Annotated in this window: 1 protein-coding gene; it reads left to right on the top strand. The window is 44.3% G+C overall.

Features of this window, described 5'->3' with window-relative positions:
* Positions 1-310, top strand: a 310-nt coding sequence (locus tag ACK8OT_RS19365; RefSeq protein WP_410198144.1) for an integrase core domain-containing protein, incomplete at its 5' end; no start/stop codon positions are given.
* Positions 311-318: the final 8 nt, after the last annotated feature.

Raw genomic sequence — 318 nt, 5'->3', positions numbered from 1 at the left:
CCAGGGCTGCCATTATACCAGTAAAACTTATCGCCAATTGCTTTGGCGGTTTGGTATAAAGCAAAGTTTAAGTCGCCGAGGTAACTGCCACGACAATGCCCCCACTGAACGTTTTTTCAGAAGTTTTAAAACCGAGTGGATGCCAAGGTCAGGTTATCAGTCATTTGCAGCGGGTGTTGAAGCGATTAACAATTACATTACCGGTTATTTCAATCGGTACAGGCCTCACCAGTTTAACAAGGGGCTATCGCCACAAAAGGCTGAAGCAGAATACTTCAAAACTTATAACGAGGTGGCCAGTTTTAGTTGACCACTACA

Origin of the sequence: Motilimonas thetidivivens (genome assembly GCF_046452435.1) — a bacterium.
GTDB lineage: Bacteria > Pseudomonadota > Gammaproteobacteria > Enterobacterales > CBDFNC01 > Motilimonas.
Note: the sequence above shows the minus strand (reverse complement) of the source record. Positions and strands in the feature narration are given on the sequence as shown.